This window comes from Bacillus sp. FSL M8-0266 (genome assembly GCF_038613425.1).
GTDB lineage: Bacteria > Bacillota > Bacilli > Bacillales > Bacillaceae > Bacillus > Bacillus pumilus.
The window spans coordinates 3,471,481-3,488,494 of sequence record NZ_CP152015.1 but is presented as its reverse complement, the minus strand read 5'-3'; the positions used below and the strand labels follow the sequence as shown (position 1 = coordinate 3,488,494).

General features: G+C 39.2%; 18 protein-coding genes. 16 read left to right on the top strand and 2 right to left on the bottom strand.

Annotated features, from left to right (window positions below; translation table 11 throughout):
• Positions 1 to 162: 162 nt before the first annotated feature.
• From pta to MKY83_RS17950, 11 genes are all read left to right on the top strand, one after another.
• On the top strand, positions 163 to 1,134 hold the full coding sequence (gene pta / locus MKY83_RS18000) for a phosphate acetyltransferase (RefSeq protein ID WP_003215086.1): 972 nt from the start codon (positions 163 to 165) through the stop codon (positions 1,132 to 1,134).
• A 133-nt stretch (positions 1,135 to 1,267) separates the two neighbouring features.
• Positions 1,268 to 2,119: a MurR/RpiR family transcriptional regulator gene (locus MKY83_RS17995; RefSeq protein ID WP_268453531.1), complete on the top strand. Its 852-nt coding sequence runs from the start codon at positions 1,268 to 1,270 to the stop codon at positions 2,117 to 2,119.
• 142 nt (positions 2,120 to 2,261) lie between these two features.
• Positions 2,262 to 2,933: an RraA family protein gene (locus MKY83_RS17990; RefSeq protein ID WP_342487537.1), complete on the top strand. Its 672-nt coding sequence runs from the start codon at positions 2,262 to 2,264 to the stop codon at positions 2,931 to 2,933.
• Positions 2,934 to 2,944: 11 nt separating this feature from the next.
• A complete protein-coding gene (locus MKY83_RS17985) occupies positions 2,945 to 3,820 on the top strand; it encodes a prephenate dehydrogenase/arogenate dehydrogenase family protein (RefSeq protein ID WP_268485356.1) in 876 nt (291 codons plus the stop codon).
• A 45-nt stretch (positions 3,821 to 3,865) separates the two neighbouring features.
• A complete protein-coding gene (locus MKY83_RS17980; RefSeq protein WP_278177002.1) occupies positions 3,866 to 5,200 on the top strand; it encodes a TRAP transporter large permease subunit in 1,335 nt (444 codons plus the stop codon).
• A gap of 13 nt (positions 5,201 to 5,213) precedes the next feature.
• Positions 5,214 to 5,480, top strand: coding sequence for a hypothetical protein (locus tag MKY83_RS17975; RefSeq protein WP_126740941.1), 267 nt, complete (start codon positions 5,214 to 5,216; stop codon positions 5,478 to 5,480).
• 174 nt (positions 5,481 to 5,654) lie between these two features.
• On the top strand, positions 5,655 to 6,065 hold the full coding sequence (locus tag MKY83_RS17970; RefSeq protein ID WP_283924015.1) for a DUF5082 family protein: 411 nt from the start codon (positions 5,655 to 5,657) through the stop codon (positions 6,063 to 6,065).
• The gene (locus tag MKY83_RS17965; protein WP_185107688.1) at positions 6,058 to 6,336 is read left to right on the top strand and encodes a YwqI/YxiC family protein; all 279 of its coding nucleotides are present in this window, start codon (positions 6,058 to 6,060) and stop codon (positions 6,334 to 6,336) included. The genes MKY83_RS17970 and MKY83_RS17965 overlap by 8 nt, the downstream gene beginning before the upstream one ends.
• 11 nt (positions 6,337 to 6,347) lie before the next feature.
• Positions 6,348 to 8,138: a T7SS effector LXG polymorphic toxin gene (locus MKY83_RS17960; protein WP_342487536.1), complete on the top strand. Its 1,791-nt coding sequence runs from the start codon at positions 6,348 to 6,350 to the stop codon at positions 8,136 to 8,138.
• Entirely contained in the window at positions 8,138 to 8,581 is a 444-nt protein-coding gene (locus MKY83_RS17955) for an SMI1/KNR4 family protein (RefSeq protein ID WP_340913372.1), read from the top strand. Before MKY83_RS17960 ends, MKY83_RS17955 begins: the two co-directional genes overlap by 1 nt.
• A gap of 162 nt (positions 8,582 to 8,743) precedes the next feature.
• On the top strand, positions 8,744 to 9,139 hold the full coding sequence (locus MKY83_RS17950) for an SMI1/KNR4 family protein (RefSeq protein ID WP_340913369.1): 396 nt from the start codon (positions 8,744 to 8,746) through the stop codon (positions 9,137 to 9,139).
• A gap of 194 nt (positions 9,140 to 9,333) precedes the next feature.
• Here the strand turns inward: MKY83_RS17950 and MKY83_RS17945 are convergent, their stop codons facing one another.
• Positions 9,334 to 10,209 carry a fumarylacetoacetate hydrolase family protein gene (locus MKY83_RS17945; RefSeq protein WP_340913365.1) on the bottom strand — a complete coding sequence of 292 codons (876 nt, stop codon included), beginning with the start codon at positions 10,207 to 10,209 and terminating at the stop codon, positions 9,334 to 9,336.
• A complete protein-coding gene (locus MKY83_RS17940; RefSeq protein ID WP_340913362.1) occupies positions 10,206 to 10,931 on the bottom strand; it encodes a hypothetical protein in 726 nt (241 codons plus the stop codon). Before MKY83_RS17940 ends, MKY83_RS17945 begins: the two co-directional genes overlap by 4 nt.
• 151 nt (positions 10,932 to 11,082) lie before the next feature.
• Here MKY83_RS17940 and MKY83_RS17935 point away from each other — a divergent pair, with 151 nt between their 5' ends.
• From MKY83_RS17935 to MKY83_RS17915, 5 genes are all read left to right on the top strand, one after another.
• Positions 11,083 to 11,949 carry a LysR family transcriptional regulator gene (locus MKY83_RS17935; protein ID WP_342487535.1) on the top strand — a complete coding sequence of 289 codons (867 nt, stop codon included), beginning with the start codon at positions 11,083 to 11,085 and terminating at the stop codon, positions 11,947 to 11,949.
• 186 nt (positions 11,950 to 12,135) lie between these two features.
• The gene (locus MKY83_RS17930; protein WP_340913358.1) at positions 12,136 to 14,001 is read left to right on the top strand and encodes a beta-glucoside-specific PTS transporter subunit IIABC; all 1,866 of its coding nucleotides are present in this window, start codon (positions 12,136 to 12,138) and stop codon (positions 13,999 to 14,001) included.
• Positions 14,002 to 14,026: 25 nt separating this feature from the next.
• Entirely contained in the window at positions 14,027 to 15,436 is a 1,410-nt protein-coding gene (locus MKY83_RS17925) for a glycoside hydrolase family 1 protein (protein ID WP_340913356.1), read from the top strand.
• Between the two features lie 164 nt (positions 15,437 to 15,600).
• The gene (locus MKY83_RS17920) at positions 15,601 to 16,446 is read left to right on the top strand and encodes a lipoate--protein ligase family protein (protein WP_342487534.1); all 846 of its coding nucleotides are present in this window, start codon (positions 15,601 to 15,603) and stop codon (positions 16,444 to 16,446) included.
• Positions 16,447 to 16,486: 40 nt separating this feature from the next.
• Positions 16,487 to 16,972, top strand: a complete 486-nt coding sequence (locus MKY83_RS17915) for a tetratricopeptide repeat protein (RefSeq protein WP_268453547.1) — start codon at positions 16,487 to 16,489, stop codon at positions 16,970 to 16,972.
• The last annotated feature ends 42 nt before the right edge of the window (positions 16,973 to 17,014 follow it).

Sequence of the window (17,014 nt, the reverse complement as noted above, 5' to 3'; positions counted from 1 at the left end):
TGAACGACGAAGTCAGCTTTTATGGAAATTGATTAAATTAGTTTGAAAAATAAGAATTTAATTTGTAAGCGCTATAATGTAAGTTGGTAGTTTGAATTTAAGTAGAAGAAGAGTATGCTTAAAAGAGAACGCTTTTTTTGTAAAATCAAGGAGGGTATATAAGTGGCAGATATTTTTTCAACAGTTCAGGAAAAGGTTGCAGGTAAAGGAGTCAAGATCGTTTTTCCTGAGGGAATGGACGAACGCATTCTAACAGCCGTTCAAAAACTAGCAGATGGCAAAGTCTTGCAGCCAATTGTTGTAGGTAAAACACAAGAAGTTGAAGCAAAAGCAAAAGAATTAGGTCTTACACTTGATGGTGTTGACGTGTATGATCCTCATACATATGAAGGTTTTGAAGAGCTTGTACAAGCTTTCGTAGAAAGACGTAAAGGCAAAGCAACAGAAGAGCAAGCAAGAAAAGCATTACTAGATGAAAACTACTTCGGTACGATGCTTGTGTACAAAGGTCTTGCAGACGGACTTGTGAGCGGTGCAGCACACTCAACTGCTGACACAGTACGCCCAGCACTTCAAATCATTAAAACAAAAGAAGGCGTAAAGAAAACATCTGGCGTCTTCATCATGGCTCGCGGCGAAGAGCAATATGTGTTTGCTGATTGTGCAATCAACATTGCACCAGACAGCCAAGATCTAGCTGAAATTGCAATCGAAAGTGCTAACACAGCCAAAATGTTCGACATCGAACCACGTGTGGCAATGCTTAGCTTCTCTACAAAAGGCTCAGCAAAATCAGACGAAACAGAAAAAGTATCTGAAGCAGTTCGTATTGCTAAAGAAAAGGCACCTGAGCTTGTACTTGATGGAGAATTCCAATTCGATGCAGCTTTCGTTCCTTCAGTAGCAGCGAAAAAAGCACCAGATTCCGTGATTAAAGGCGATGCTAGCGTATTTGTTTTCCCTAGCCTAGAAGCTGGAAACATCGGCTACAAAATTGCACAGCGCTTAGGTAACTTTGAAGCTGTAGGTCCAATCTTGCAAGGCTTAAACCAGCCAGTAAACGACCTTTCAAGAGGCTGTAATGCCGAAGACGTTTACAACCTTGCACTTATCACAGCAGCTCAAGCACTATAAAATAGCATCTCGGCTAAAACAGTCAGCGCGATAGATTCGTGCTGGCTGTTTTTTTATTTTGGACAAATGTGTACAATATAGAAAGAAAACAATCTGAACGTAGATAAAGCCGATAGGATGGGCAGGTGCTAAAATGGAGGATTTAATACATAAGCTTCAGCATAAGGTCGCGTTTTTAACTGATGCACAGAGGAGAATTGCAGATTATATCGTACAACATCCAATGGAGGTTGCGTTTTTAACTGTCGATAAATTAGCGTCAAAAGTCGGGACGAGTACAGCAACCATCATGCGATTCTCTGCTGCTGTGGGGTATTCTGGTTTTTCTGAGTTTCAAAAAGAGCTCCAATCAGCTATGAAGCATAAAGCCGACCCTCAAACAAGACTTGAGGCGAATCTCAAGCATTCAAATAAGAGTAAGCTCCTGCATAACCATGTAGAACTGCAATTTCAAAATATCCAGTACGCATTGGACAATATCACGGAAGAAACCTTTCAGCAAATTGTTGGGAAAATAGCCAACGCGCGCCACGTTTTGTGTACAAGTGTACGAAGTGGAAGACCTGTTGGCGAGTACCTGTCATTAGGAATCAATCGGCTATTGGGGAATTGCCAGTATATTGATGCAGATCAAAGTGACTGGGTGGATGATTTGGTTCATTTCAACTCGGATGATTTCATTATAGCTGTCAGCTATCCGCGCTATGCAAAGCGTATGAAGGATTTGATGGAAGCAGCGAAGTCTTATGGAGTGGAAGTCCTTTTAATTACAGACAGTTACAGCTCTCCACTAACCAAATATGCACAACATGTATTACCGTGTTCCTCAGCAAGTGTAGGCTCTCATAACTCTGTCGTATCTGCTATCTTTATCGTCGATTTCATCTTAAGTGCATTAGCGATGAATGATCCTGAAAGAACAAAACCACGTTTAGATCAAATCAATCATATGTTAACGAAAATGAGTTATCACACAACACAATAGTCGTGTGGGGACTCATTTTTTATTTTTTGAAAGCGCTTTACTAATTAAAAATGAGATGGTATGATCATATCACAAAAGTAATGTATATTACTTTAAATGAATTAAATGTAATGAATATAACTCAAAGGGGATGATGGAAACAATGAGTACTGTTCATTTCGTGTCAAATGATCTTATAGCTAGGGCAAGAAAGCTTAACTCGACCTTGCTGTCAGACGTGATGGAATGCACCGGCGCGATGGATCATCAAATCAAACCAGTTGCGAGAGGCATGAATGTAGTCGGCACAGCTTTTACCGTGAGCTTACGGCCAGGAGATAATCTGTTTCTTCACCAAGCGATTTATTCTGCACAAGTAGGCGATGTACTCATCGTTGATGGGAAAGATCATAGGGGTCACGCATATTTAGGAGAATTGATGGCTAGTTCAGCAAAAGCTGTTGGAATAGAAGGAATCGTAATCGACGGTCTTGTCCGCGATAAAGTCGCTTTAGAGGAATTAGCTTTTCCAATCTATAGTAAGGGGTTCACGCCGAATGGACCTTTTAAGGATGGTCCTGGTGAATTGAATGAAATCATCTCGTGTGGAGGGGTCAAAGTATCACCAGGTGACTTGGTCGTTGCAGATGATGATGGAGTAGTGATTGTCCCGAAAGAGAAAGCAGAAGAGATGCTGTCACTAGCTGAAGAGAAACTAGCGTATGAAAACCACAGATTAAAGACCATTCAACATTATATGAGCGAAGGAAAGCAGGATATCAGTCTCTTAGCGCCTGCATGGCTAGAGGGCAGAATGAAAAAATTCCAGGGATAGGGGAATCTGTGATGAAGATAGGCTTTATCGGTTATGGAGAAGCTGCATATGAGCTGTCAACGGGATTGAAAACAGAAGGATTAGATCATTTTTATGCGTATGATGTACTATTACAGAATGAGAAACTTGCTGGAACAATGAAAGAAAAAGCAGCCCGCACAGGCGTCGAATTAACAAGTAATGTGAGTGAAGTCATTGGAAAATCTGATATTGTTATTGCGGCTGTGCCAGCGAATAAAACCTTAGAAGTGGCTCAATCCGTATTAGATAGTTTGAAAAAAAATCAAGTATATGTGGATGTGTCGGCATCAACTCCAGATATCAAAAAACAAGTGGCAAACGAAATTGAAAAGCAAGAAGCTCTATTTGTAGATGTTGCCATGCTAGGATCTCTTCCAGTTAACAAACACAAGGTTCCAATCACTGCTAGCGGCAGTGGAACAGATCGATTCATTGAATTAACGAAAGAATACGGTATGAATATTACAAAAATCAGTGATCAGCCAGGAGATGCCTCAGCTTTAAAGTTAATAAGAAGCATTTATATGAAAGGGATTGTCGGTTTACTCATTGAATTTTTGGAAATTTCTAAAAAATATAATGTCGAAGATCAAGTGATTTCTTCACTAAGCGAAACGCTGGACAGCAAAAGTTTTGAAGAGACGATGAATCGTCTTGTGACAGGAAGTGCATTACATGCAAAAAGACGAGCGGTCGAACTACTTGGCTCTATTGAAATACTGGATTCAGCTCATATTGATGCGAGCATGTCCCGGGCAGCACAACAGAAGCTAGAGAGATTAGCAGATTTTCAATTCGTTGAACGGTTTAATGGGGAAAAACCAGCCAGCTGGGAAGAAGTCATTGACGTGATGCAGCAAGGGTGATGTTTGTAGGCGCTTTATTAAAATAAGGGGAGGCGAAGAAACGACATGGGTTTTATTGCATTGATTGTATTCATAGCCGTCATCATTATATGGAATGTCATCGTGAAACGAAATATGGGAGAAGCCATGCTATTAGGCTTTATTGCAACCACTTTGTTTGGCGGAATGGATGCATTAAGACTTTTCTGGGATGGTTTAATATTTGCATCCACATATGAGGTGCTTTATGCAGCCGTTGCGTTTGTGTTCATGGCCTATTTAATCGAAAAGCTGGAATTAATTCACGCACTCTTGCGCATCCTGAATTCGGTTGTCGGCAAGCTTCCTGGTGGAGCGGCTTATATGAGTACATTAGGTTCAGCAGTGTTAGGTGCTCTTTCAGGTTCAAATTCTGCAAACACAGCTGCCACTGGCTCTATCACGGCCTCTTGGATGATTAAATCAGGCTGGAGCCGAACCCATACGGCCACGATTCTAGCCGGGAATGGCGGACTTGGAGCCGCGCTGCCTCCGAACTCTTCCATGTTTATCATGCTGGGCTTTGCACCAGTTGCAGCCCTTGTATCTGAGGGTGATTTATATATTGCTCTTTTAATAGGAGGGCTGTATCAAGTCGTATACCGATTTATTCTTGTGTATATTCTGGTGAGAAAAAATAAAATCCAAGCGATGCCGCCAGATGATATTGTTCCCTTTAGAGAAGCTGTGAAACAGGGATGGAAATCGATTTTTATTTTTTTCGGTGCCTTGATCCCGATTATCATGACGATTGGTCCACTTGCAAACTACTTAAAAAGTAATCCAAACATTGGACCAGAGGCAATGGATCAAATTTCTTTAATTACGTGGATTCCGATTCTCATGATGCTGATTAGTTTAACAATTGGAAGAAAAAAGGCGTCTGCTTTAGATTGGTCTAAGTTTTTCAAATCGGCCATTCCTAAGTTTACAACGATCGGAGCATTGATGCTGTTTGCTGTTGCTGCTAGTCAGGTGCTTGCTGAATTAGGACTTGCAGAAGATTTGACGCAAATCACATCAGTACTTGCCATTCCGAAGTGGCTCATGGTGCTCATTGTTGGTGTTCTTGTCACGCTGGTAGCTGGACCATTATCTTCAACTGCCACATTAACAGCTGTTGGACTTGTCTCATTTTCAGCTTTAATCTCAGTCGGAGTAGATCCAGTTGTCGCTGTTGTCGCCATTCTTGCCTTTTCATCAACAGAAGGCGCTTCCCCGCCGGCATCAGGATCAATTTTTATCGCTTCTGGTCTTGCAGGAGCCCGTCCGGAGAAGACATTTATACCACTCATTCTTTACTATATGCTTCCGATTGTAGGAATTGGCTGGCTCATCGGAATGGGAATACTTCCAGTATAGAAAGGAGAAACACATGAGAGCATTGATGGAATGTTTATTTAAAGTGCTGCTTGTCCTTTTCTTAACGTCAGGTACCCTGTTGGTATTCGGTCAAATACTAGGGATTCTCTTGCAAAATGGAGATTTGATCATAGCAAGTACGAACCTATTCAAAAATCCAACACTGGTGTTAAGCGCTTTTTTTAGTCTTGTCGGTTTCTCTCTTCATTATATTCCTGAAAAGAAAGACACGTCATTTAGCGATCAACCATCAGCATCAGCTGGTGATTCGGTCAAATAAGCGTCAAAAGCTGGATTCAGTTGGTGGATTCAGCTTTTTTGCGCGTGTGAATTAGGTATAAAAACCCAATACCTACGATTCATTTTTCGTTGAATTCGTTTTCAATCATATGCCTCTTGTGCTAGGAAATGGTAACATAACGGAGGACTATTTGAGGGATAGAGGTGTTTGACGATGTCTGGAGCTATCATCGGTTATACAACAGCCTTGTATTCGTTAAAGGCAGACATATCCATAAAAAAAGAACAAATCATAGAACTGAGCATGTGTCGAAAAGAAATAAAAGAAGCAAAGTCTGCTCTGGCAGATGCTAACAAGAAAATGACTTATCCAGATCTGACATCACATACATGGTTTGGCCATCTTGCAGATACGTTTGATGACATTCGAGACGAGGTGGCATCCGCCAGTCAAGAGATAAAAGGTGTACAGCTGATTAATCTAGTGAATCGAATTGATGAGAAAATCAGTGACTTAAAATCAGAGATTCATACGTTAGAACATGAGATCCATTCTGTTGAAAGAAAAATAGAGAAAGTAAAGCAGAAACAATTGGAAGAAAAAAGAGGGAAGTCACATGAGTAGAGAAATCAAAATAGATGCCAGTGAAATCAAACGAGTTTTACAACATGCAAAACAATCAGGCGCTCAAATGAATGCAAAACTTCCAACATCCATCAAAGGGAGAAACCAGCTCATAGCAGCAGACACATTAGAAAAAATCAATCAACAGTTGAACGAATTAAGTACATCCTACATAGGCATTCTTCAGAAACAGCTTGTACAAACAGAACAAGCGGTGAACACCATGATCGAAACGGACAAGGCGCTTGCCTCCAGCAGTAAAAGAAAATAAAGGAGAACGCAATGAAAACCCTTGACGCTTTTGCGCTAATAAACGGAATGGACCAAACGCTGAATACATTAAAGCAGCAATCACAACAAATCAGCTCCATAGAAAAACAAATCCATCAGATCATCTCACTTGATGGCGCACTAAAGGGAGAGGCGGGACAAGCCATCCGCTCCTTTTATACAGAATGTCATATTCCCTTCCTGCAATTCTTTCAGGTCATCATTGAGGAATACAGCACTGCGCTGAAAAGCACAAAACAGGCGCTTCATGCTCTTGAACCAAATCAACACGGCTTGATCTCACAATCATTTATTGAACACGAACTAGATCAAGGACTAAAAAAAGCCGAGCGCACGATATCTGAGATTGTAACAGATGTAAACCATGCCATCGCCAGAATTGGTCATATTGTTCATTTGCCAAATGTAGACGAATCAGCTTTTCAGCAGCGCTATCAAAAAGCATGGCTCGAGACCTCAAGAACCATTGGTCTGCTTCATGCATTTGACAGAGAGCAGACAAGCGCTTTACAAGAAACAAAAAGCTCCCTTCAAACAATGAAGCAATTCATCAACACGTTAAGCACCATGTTCACCGGCCCAAAAATCGACATCACCACCTATCAAAAAGGGTCTATTTTCAAAGATGGAAAAGAAGAAAAAATAAGCAGTAACGTCGGTGGATTGAATGACAAAATAGACAATCCGAAAGACAATAATCCGATGATGATCATGCTGAAGAAGCTGAGAGAGAAAGAACGGACGGATGTGGAGACGGTTGTTCTGGATGACACACATAAATACATCAACAAACAAGTCACAGTCAACGACCCATCCCTTACGACATTGCAAAGGGAAGCCGTGAACGGGAAAAACAAGATTCATAGAGACATCAGGGTCATAAATGGTAAACTATACAACGTCAAAGGCATTAAAAAATTAAAAGAATTCGATATCGCAGATGAAGTTGTCACCGACTCATCCGATATTGATTTTATTGGCGGTCGATACACCGTTTACGCCAATAAACAAATCATCCGAACGTATATCACAAACGGTGAAATAAGAATAGAAGAAGTAGACAAAATCCCAGAAAGCCGGAGCCGAGGCAACGCGAAGCGCATATTAGACGGTGAAGTTGTCTCAACAACCGAAAACATCATCCTAGAATACAGCGGAATCTACGACGGTTATCGAGCCGTAACCGGCAAAGACCCCGAAACCAGCCAAAACATCAGCAGAACAGAACAAGCTCTGTCCGCAGCTTCAATTATCCCAATCGCGAAAATAGTGAAGGTAGGGAAATATGTCTTTAAGATAGATCAAGGGAAGAGTGCGGTGAAGAGGATTACTACTAGTACAGGGAGTAAGATAGATTCTGATACAATAAAAAAATATGTTAGAGATATAGAAGGACGAACAGGTAGAGAGTTACCTAAAAACCAAATAGATAATTTGAAAGCAGCATTAAGAAATAAAGAGTATAGCAAAATGTCACCCATAGAAACGGCTAAGCATCGGGCGAAATTTGATAGTGTGAAAAATAAAGTAATCAAAGAGTGGGAAAGAAATACTGGACAAAAGTGGCCAGTGTATAATGAAAATATTATTTCAGGAAAAACTGGTAAAGTAATTAGAAAAAAAGGAGATAAGTATGATGCTCACCATATAATTGAAAATACTTTTGGAGGAGAGCATGAGTGGTGGAATATGCATCCTGCAAAATTTCCAAATGAGCATCAAGCAGGTATACATGGAGCAGGTTCACCAGCAAATACATTATTTAAAGGAGTTAAAAAATAATGGGATATGAAATTATTAAGAAAAACGAAGAAAATAGTTTTTTTTTAGTAACTGAAAAAGAAATCTTAGATGTTGAAAAGGAACTTGATTTAAAGTTTCCTAAGGAGTTAATTAGTTTTTATATAGAGGTAGGTTACGGTTTTATTAATGGGTCTGAGTTTAACACTAATCGCATTATGGACCCTTATTCTGTAAGAGACTTTCGATTAAGGGCTAATGATTTTGAATTCTATCCTGACATTGAAATCTATGATGAATTTGAGAATAACAAATTAATCTTTTTTGAAGCAAATGAGACAGCTTTAATGTCAATTGAATTGAATGAAAAGGATAGAAGCGCAATATATTATTATGATATACAAATTGCTAATTCTTTAGAGGAGTTTTTAACCAAAATACAAGAGGATGATAAATATTATCTAGATTTACTAGCAGACTATTAAAAGCCTTTCAAGATTTACTTTGCCTTCGATCAACTAATATATGAGAATTGGACAAGGGGAAATTCATAAATTGGAATATAATTGTGGATTGAGTGACCTGTTAAGTAAATCTAAAGATAAAGCAAAACTTCATAAACATAGCACTTATCTAGGAGGATCCAAATGGTCGATTTACCCCAAATCCCAGGCCTAATCATCAACAATCCAGAAACTGATATAAACATCAAAAAGGCAGAATCCCAACTAAACATGGTGCTACCCGATGCTTATAAAAACTTGCTGAAACAGACAAATGGATGTTCCATTGGTGGCGATGTTCTACTATACGGCACTGAGGACATTACGGAACGCAATGCAACGTGGGAGGTTCAACGGTATGCAGGAGGCTATATAGCGATTGGTGACGATGGTGGAGGGCAAGTATTTCTCATGCGTCAGACCAAAGAAGAGAAACTCGTGTGGGTTGTAGATGCTGGTGTAATGGTCCCTCAGCATGCAGAGTTAATCACTGAAGACTTGCTGACGTGGATGAGTGAAGGGGGTATCGTTGAAGCTTAATCAACAGGAGAGTGAGCGTATTGTCTGGAGCTCATGAACCAATTCCTGTCTCGGGGTTGTGAGACCTTCTGTTTTGATCTGAATTGGAGATAGTATATTGAAGATGGTGGGCGGCTATGTGACTTTTCATGTCATATAGCTTTTTATCAAATTGTAAAAGGTGGCCTTAGACATTTCTAGGCCACCTGCACACATCAAACTAATTTATTTTTTAACTGTCCAATTTGTCCAATTGTTACTTCCATTTCATCTCCAGCTTTAAGCCAATTCTGTTTATCAGGTGTATATCCCAAGATAACACCCTCTGGCGTACCTGAGAAAATAACATCCCCTGGTTTAAGCGTCATATACTTAGAAATGTAGCTAATGAGAGTGGCACAGCTGAAAATCATATTTTTTGTATTACTTGATTGTCTCACTTCACCATTAATTTTGCATTCAATTGATAGATTTGTTGGGTCTACCTCATCACTTGTCACCAGATAAGGACCGATCGGTGCAAATGCGTCAAGTGTTTTTCCAAGAAGCCATTGACCAGATTTCATTTGAAGGTCGCGTGCAGATACATCATTACCGACACAATATCCATAAATATATGACAGCGCTTCTTCTTCTGAGACATCCCGAGCTTCTTTACCAACAATCATCACCAATTCTGCTTCATAGTCATATTTCTCAGCAGTTTTAGGCAGTGGAATCTCTTGTTGATGTCCCGCTAACGTATTGTTAAATTTGCTAAACAGAACTGGAGAGTCTGGAATCGCCATATCTGCTTCTTCCACGTGAGGCATGTAGTTTAGGCCGACACATAGAATTTTTTCAGGGTTGATGACTACTGAATCAAATGTAATGTCCTGTTCTTTTACAAGATAGAGAGATGGGTCACTAATTGCTTCAAGAACATGATGAAGTTGTTCTCTGCCTTGTTCACCAGAGCGAATTAATGTATCAATTGACTCTGGAAGCGGAAGACCTTTTTGTTTTGCAGCTTCATTTACATTTATAATCCCATCTTCTGATTTGTAGCCAATGAATCGTTCATTATTTTTTATAAAATGACCTAGTTTCATTTAATTTCCTCCTTATTTGTACTGCAAGTACATCCAGCAGACATATGAGCAACCGCAGCATTTAATAGTTGTTTGACCACTAACACTTCTGATTTGTTACGAGGGGTATATATCATGAGATAAGTATCTGGCAGATTTAATTTAACCCCTGCTAGAGGGTGACGTTCTCCCCAGCCTTGTTCGATTACTTTTTTTGCATCACTTGGACTGAACACCATATGCATAGATCCGTCAGAAGGATGTATGTGTGCAATTTCTCCTTCGGTTTCCTTGGCAAGTGTTACCCCAGCATTTTTGTTAATGAGTGTAATCGCATCATTTCTTTTTTCAAAGAAACTTTTCTCATAGTGAACACATTGAGTATGTGATTGAACATATTCATTAAATACTTCATCAAGCAGTTCCCTTGTTCCTGGTTCGCTGTCCAATTGGTCCAATTGTCTATGTGGTACAGGATGTTTCCCGATTTTTGGACGAGGGCCTTTGCGCTTTTCTACTTCACCTAAACGAACAGAATCTTCTCTAGTATTCAATCTGTCATTATAGATATCTGTTTTGATAGGGTTCCGTTTATAAAAGCGGTAGTAAGTTACTAGCAACCAACCATAAACGTTATAAGGAACTCCACCTTTTCCAAGCTTTTTCCACTCTTCGTAATCTTTCTTTCCTAATAAGGTTACACCAATTATCAAAGGAACGTATTTAAAAAAAGATTTAAGCAACACAACACCTCCATGTTTTTATCACGGCGTATTAATTAAAGATAAGTTGAATTATAATGGGAATAAAATGGCTTGAGAAATGAATCTTTATTATTATTCCATAACTGATATGTTATGATCTTAATAAATTAGGGGACAGAGGTGATCATATATGACAATCACGCAATTATATATCTTTCTTAAGGTAGTGGAAGAGAAAAATTTCACAAAAGCTAGTGAAATCCTACATATAAGTCAGCCTGCAGTCAGTCATGCGATTTCTGGTCTTGAGCGAACCCTTGGTGTTTCTTTATTTATAAGAGATAAGAAGAAGGGGCTCGAAATAGGCAGGAAAGTCGTTCCCTACGCAAAAGAATTGATTAAACAATATGAGTCCATTGAACATGAAGTGAGATTGTTCACCGAAAATAAAGCCGACGTGATACATATTAGTGGTTTCCCAAGTATCACCTCCGTATATATGCCAAAATTAATTTCGTATTTTAAAGAGCATGACCCATCCATTCAATTGTCTTTTACAGAAGGCAGTGTTAATAAAATAAAAGAATTGGTTATGGATGGTTCTGTTGATTTTGGAATCACCATCATCACTGAAGAAGACCATCAATCGATCTTTCTATTCGAGGAAGAGATGGTGATTGTTGCTCCCACTCCTCATCCTTTGGAAGAAGGTGAGGAAGTGAAAATGGAAGAAGTAGTTGATGAGCAAATCATACTTTGTGGTCATGGATTTGAAAAATCAACGATTGAAGCATTTCGGCAGCATCACTTAGAACTGAACATTAGCCATATTGTTGATAGTGTCAACACTGCCTTGAGCATGGTGAAAGGTGGGTTAGGCATTGCCATCCTGTCTCGAAAATCCTTTGAATATTTACCAGAAACACTTCAAACCATCTCCTTTACCCCTACGCTTCATAGGAAAATTGGGATTATTTATTCAAAAGATAAACCTCTCCGAAAATCTGTACAACTTTGTATAAAAGAAATTGGTAAATTTAATCAACTTAGTGAATAAGCCCATAACTTATAGGTTATGGGCTTATTCATATATTGTATTTTCTTTATAAAAATAAGTTTTTTATAATCAATGTATGTTAACGCTTTCTGATTCTAAAGAGAGGTAGAAATCGATAGGAAAGTATGGGTTATTTAGGTAATATTAACTATTTTTATCATTTTGAATAGTAAAGGGGATCTTTTTATGGATCATAAAAAGTTGGCTGCACAGATACTAGAACGAGTTGGTGGTCAGGAAAATATTCAATCCTTTTATCATTGTTCCACCCGGCTGAGACTACGTTTAAAAGATAATCGTAAGGCTTCTAAAGATCAGGTATCTTCACTTGAAGGTGTCATTCAAGTGGTTCAGGGGGGCGGAGAATTTCAAGTTGTGATTGGTAGTTCAGTATCAGAAGTACATGACGAGTTAAATCAATTGACCACAGGAGATTTTCAAGAAGAAACGACTCCACATCAAGAACAACGAAAAGGATTTAAAAACCGTTTCAATCAAGCTGTTGATATTATTTCAGGTATATTTACACCAATCATAGGGGCTTTAGCTGGAGCAGGTATTATTAAAGGAATTCTTGTCATTCTTAGTACAACAGGCGTACTCAATAATCAAGAAGGTTCATATAGAATTTTAAATGCAGCAGCAGACAGTGTTTTTTATTTTCTACCAATTGTGATAGCGCTTACGGCATCAAGGAAGTTTAAAGCTGATACGATCATATCTGTTATCATCGGAGCAGCTCTACTATATCCAGACCTTGTAACATTAATGGCAAGTGGGGAATCAATCACATTTTTTACAGTTCCAGTTCTGCCAGGTGTTTATTCTTCAACGGTTATTCCTATTATTATAGCTATATGGGTTCTTTCTAAATTAGAAAAGTTCCTAAAGCGAGTGACGCCAGATGTAATCAAAATATTAGTTGTTCCGGCTTTAAGTTTAGCCATTATTGTTCCTCTCACTTTGATCGTATTTGGTCCTGTTGGTAATTATCTTGGATACCTACTATCTAGTTCTTATGCCTTTATGTATCACTTAAGCCCTGCTGTTGCTGGCGCCTTTTTGGGTGGAACGTGGGCGATCCTGGTTATTTTTGGACTTCACAAAGTTTTAGTACCGGTTGGAATTAATGATATTGCACGATCTGGTCAAACAACAATCTTTGTGTTTTCAGCTGCGGCAAATTTTGCACAAGCTGGGGCAGCTTTAGGTATCTTTTTTAAATTAAAAGATAAAAAACAAAAATCGTTAGCTGGTACAGCCTCTTTAACGGCTCTATTTGGTATTACAGAACCTGCGATTTATGGTTTCACACTTAAATATAAAAAACCTATGATTGCTGCCGTGATAGGAGGTGCAATAGGCGGTATTATAACGGGTATTGCTGGATCAAGAGCAATCGCTGCCGCATCTCCAGGTTTAATGACTCTTCCTATATTCTTCGGGGATGGTTTCATTGGGCTGTTAATCGGTATCACTGTTGCTTTCCTTATCTCTTTGCTGTTAACCATTCTTTTTGGTTTCGAAGAACAGGGAGGCCGTGCTGAAGTGAATCAGCAGAAAGAGTCAAAAACAACTAGTCATCATGAAAGTACAGAAAAGGAAACACTTGTGGCTCCGCTGTCTGGAAGTTTAATTTCTCTTGAAAAGGTGAATGATCCAGTCTTCTCTTCCAAGTCTATGGGTGATGGATTTGCTATTATTCCTTCTGAAGGTAAACTATATGCGCCTGTTGAGGGGGTTGTTGCAACAGTTTTTCCAACTGGTCATGCCATCGGATTACGAAGTCATAATGGGGCTGAAATATTGATGCATGTTGGTATTGAGACGGTTAACTTACAGGGAAAACATTTCTCAGTTAAGGTAAAACCTGAGCAGGAGGTGCAGAAAGGTGATGTGCTGCTAGAATTTGATTTGGAAGAAATCATCAAAGCAGGATACGACAGCACCACTCCTATTGTTATAACGAATAGTCAAGAGATTTCTAGAACAATGAGAATCAGCAATAAAACGAATATAGCGGTCGGAGAAGAAGTAATGACCTTGAGTTGAATAATAAAAAGGAGCATATGATGATATGAAGAAATTGAATGAATTTCCAAAAGAATTCCTCTGGGGAGCGTCTACATCTGCCTTTCAAGTGGAGGGAGCGTATAATGAAGATGGAAAAGGTTTATCCATTGCTGATATGCAATCATTAGAGTCATCAACGACAAAAGCTGACACAAAAGTAGCAAGTGACTTTTATCATCGTATGGTTGAAGATGTCGCTTTAATGGTTGAATTAGGCTTAAAATCATATCGTTTTTCCATCGCATGGACAAGAATCTTTCCTAATGGAAATGATGAAGAGCCTAATCAATTAGGTCTAAATTTTTACAAGAAACTAATTAATGAATTGGTTAAAAATGGAATTGAACCTATACCGACAATGTATCATTTTGATTTACCTCAAGCACTGATTGACCAATATGATGGCTGGCATTCCTATCAATGTGTAGAAGACTTTGAAAGGTATGCACGTATTCTTCTAACCGAATTAGGAGAGAAAGTAAATTACTGGCTAGTCATAAATGAACAGAATTTGATGCTTAGAAAAGAAAAACTTATTGGAATTAAGGAAAAAGATCCTTTAAAACGTGAACAAATTCGGCACCAAATGAATCATCATATGTTTGTAGCAACACACCGTGCTATCGCCGCCTGTCGTGAAATTTGTCCGCACGCAAAAGTTGGGCCGGCATTTGCTTATCTTCCTTCTTATCCTGCAACTAGTAAACCAGAGGACGTTTTGGCAGCTCGTGATGCAGATAACCTTTACAATCATTATTTAGCAGATGTTCATGTGTTTGGAGAGTATCCGAAGTATTATTGGGACTATTTATGTGAACATAATTGGCAGCCGGATATCAAAGAAGGGGACATGGAAGTCATTAAGGCGAACAAACCCGACTTTTTGGCTTTTAATTATTATTTAACATTTGCAGCTGAATATTGTCCGCAAGATGTGGAAAATACCGATTATGTTAATATCTTAAATCTTGTTGTACCGGGCCGTTTCAGATATGTAAAAAATCCTTATCTAGATGCCACTGAGTATGGTTGGCAAATTGATCCGAAGGGGTTCCGGTTCGCTTTTAACACGTTATACGACAGGTATAGACTTCCATTGATGGTGACAGAAAATGGGATGGGAACAGCTGATGTACTAGAAGACGATTCAAAAGTTAGAGATGACTATCGAATTCAATATTTGAAGGACCATTTGTCTCAGATGAAACTAGCGATTAAAGACGGTGTTCCTATTATCGGCTACCATGTGTGGACTTTACTTGATGTCGTTAGTACAGGAAGCGGGTTTAAAAAGCGATACGGTTTGATTTATATTAACCGTGATGAAACAGATCTTAAAGATTTAAGAAGAATAAAAAAAGACAGTTTTTATTGGTATCAACAAAATATAGAGACCAATGGTGCCAACCTTTAACATAAGTTCAGAGACTTCTGCCCTTGGCAGGAGTCTTTTTAGTCATGAATGATAGTTTCAACTGTGAACCGACCTTTTTCCACATCACCAAGTCTCTCTCATTCTCCCTCCATTCATCCCATGTTATAATAAACACAGTTTATGAACGAGAGGATATGCAGGACATGAAAAATGAACCTATTGAGTTACTGACACAGCCGAAATGGCGAATCATAGATCAATCGAGCCTTGGTCTTTATGTGGACCCGAAGCAATCCTTTGCGATGGATGATACGCTTTGTGCGTCGGTCGGGAAGGGACTCTCACCAGCGACTGCGCGTTCTTGGGTGCATCACAATACAATTGTGCTTGGAATTCAGGATACAAGGCTTCCATTTCTTCAAGATGGTGTGAAGCTGCTTGAGGAAGAGGGCTATCGTGTGATTGTGCGCAATTCAGGCGGTCTTGCTGTGGTGCTGGATGAAGGTGTCTTAAATGTGTCGTTAATCTTTGCGGAACAAAAGAAGGGCATTGATATTGACCGCGGGTATGATGCGATGGTGGAATTGGTCCGCCGGATGCTGTCTAAGTATGAGGTGGACATTGAAGCCTATGAGATTGTCGGCTCTTATTGTCCTGGCAGTTATGATCTAAGCATCAATGGAAAGAAATTTGCAGGCATTTCTCAGCGTAGATTACGCGGTGGAGTTGCTGTGCAAATTTATTTGTGTGCAGATGGAAGCGGGCGGGAACGTGCCGACTTAATCCGCCGTTTTTATGACGCCGCCTTAAAAGACAAACGAGAAGAAGTGAAGGCAGTATTTCCTGATATACAACCTGATACGATGGCGTCTTTATCAGAATTAACTGGAGAACCAATTGATTGTGCGCTTCTTATGCGTCTTTTACTAGAAGAGCTTCAAACGCTCAGTGATCAGCTGACAGCGTCAGGACTAAACGCAGAAGAACAGCTTGAATTTGAAAAAAACATGACGCGGATGATTGAGCGGAATGAAAAGGTGTTTTCGTAAACATCAGTCTTTTAATCTTAAAAAGCATAGAGGTGAAGTGATGGAAACAAAGCTTGAGAAAGCCATTGAACTTCGAAAAAGTGGACACCATCTAGAATCAAATGAAATGCTCACTCATCTTGTAGAGGAGTATCCAGACGATGCCTCTATTCATTATCAATGTGCATGGAGTTATGATTTGTTAGGAGAGGAAAGGCAAGCTGTCTTTTTTTATGAAAAGGCCATCGAGTTAGGGTTGTCTTCAGGGGAACTGGAAGATGCTTTACTAGGGTTAGGAAGTACATACAGAACCTTAGGAGAATATGAAAAGTCCAAGCAGATATTCCTAAAAGGGATAGAAGCTTATCCTGATAACAAGGCCATTCAAACGTTCTATGCCATGACTTTGTATAATTTGAAGGAACATAAGAAAGCAATGGAAGTATTACTGAACTGTTTAACTGAAACGACAACAGATCCTACTATTTTGAATTATCGAAAAGCTATTGATTTTTATTCAAATCAGTTAGATAAATTGTGGAAATAAACCATTTACGATAGTCAAATAGAAATGGAGGGGGGCACTGTA